The sequence below is a fragment of the Brevibacillus fulvus genome (assembly GCF_016908525.1).
Lineage (GTDB): Bacteria > Bacillota > Bacilli > Brevibacillales > Brevibacillaceae > Brevibacillus_G > Brevibacillus_G fulvus.
In genome coordinates this window covers 1-1,458 of the sequence record NZ_JAFBEB010000031.1, presented here as the reverse complement: position 1 = coordinate 1,458, position 1,458 = coordinate 1, and the positions used below count along the sequence as shown (strand labels likewise).

Annotated in this window: 1 protein-coding gene; it reads right to left on the bottom strand. The window is 48.3% G+C overall.

Annotated features, from left to right (window positions below):
• Positions 1-143 precede the first annotated feature (143 nt).
• Complete coding sequence (locus JOD01_RS19555; RefSeq protein WP_204520136.1) at positions 144-1,349, bottom strand: transposase; 1,206 nt, start codon at positions 1,347-1,349, stop codon at positions 144-146.
• Positions 1,350-1,458: the final 109 nt, after the last annotated feature.

Genomic DNA, 1,458 nt, shown 5'->3' with positions numbered 1-1,458 from the left:
GAGCCTTTTGCAAAATTCACTTCTTGATTAGACGCGATAAATTCGAAGGAGCCCTTGCATGAAGAATTGTTATCAAAATGAAAGAAAATCAAGGGCTAACACTGATTTTGGGCAGACCTGCAGAATTTTATCGCTCCGTTTTTTTACGCAGCTTCCTTCTCGATCTTATGTGTTCTTGCCACAGCCAGTGCGGAAACCAAAAGGACGATGGCATTCAGATATACATGCGTCTTGACTTTCTCGATGCCCCATACATGCAGGGAATTGGCTGTCAAATACGATTTGAGGCGAGAGTTGCAACGCTCTACACTGGTTCGTTCGTTGTAAAGTTCTTTCCAGCGTTTGGTATCTCGATGTGGATGGCTGTATCGACGAAGATCATCCTTGATGTCGACTTTGACCACCATACCGTAATTCGATGCGGAACAAGCCGCCATGCCGAGAGGACAGTCCACTTTTCCTGTTGCATGGGGGCAGCGGAACTTGAGTTGGTCGCCATCGGCTCCCCAATACGTCATCTCGTACCCCATGGAGCAGCAGGGAGTCCCATTTGACGTCATGCCAGCGGGAGGCTCTTTCTCATTGCGTAGATTTAGTGGGATAATCGCTTGCGCCCCGATTCTACGAGCAGCTATGTAATTCTTCAACTGATCGTATCCGGCATCCATCATGACGAAGTCCACTTTTGTTAGCCGACGAGCCGCTACCTGCTCCATCAGCACAGGACCCATATCTCCGTCATTTATATGGGCGGGAGTGACCTCAAGAGCCATGGGCAAATCGCTTTTTGTATCCACCGCAAGGTGAATCTTGTACCCAAACCACGAAAGCTTATTTCCGAACGAGTCGAATTTGGCTCCCCAATTGGCATTGCCTGTCTGCTCACTGCGAGACTTCGGTTGCTTCTTTTCATACGCTTCAATGGCTGCGCTGTCGATGGCCAGATGGTTCCCCTTGATGATTCCTTCGCTTTGGCAGAAGCGAACGAGATCCAGAAATAGTTGCTCTGCCAACCCCTTTCTGGTCAGTTCGGCAAATACTCGGCTAATCGTAGCGATTGATGGAGCTGAGCGGTCTAAAGGGAATCCGCATTGATATCTGAAACGCAAATCCAACTCAAGACGACGCTGCAATGTAGTAAATGTTGAGATTCCTTCCAACGGTGCGACCAGGAGTGCCCGAAGAATCGCTTGACGGCAGTGCCCTTCAGCACCACGGGGTGAAGTACTTCTTAACTGTTGGGCGTAGGGACGTAAATCAAGCACACTGAAGAAAATAGGCAATCGCTCCCGCGATTCTAATTTTTGCAGTTCCTCAAAGGAAAACAGACTTTCTTGGAGAATATACAAAGTGACTTCCCTCCTCTGGGGTTTTTGGTTTGGTCACCGAAAAACTTCTCCAAGTCGGGGTGAAGTCCTTTTTTTATGCTCAGAAAACCTTGTTGCTCAAGGGTTTAGA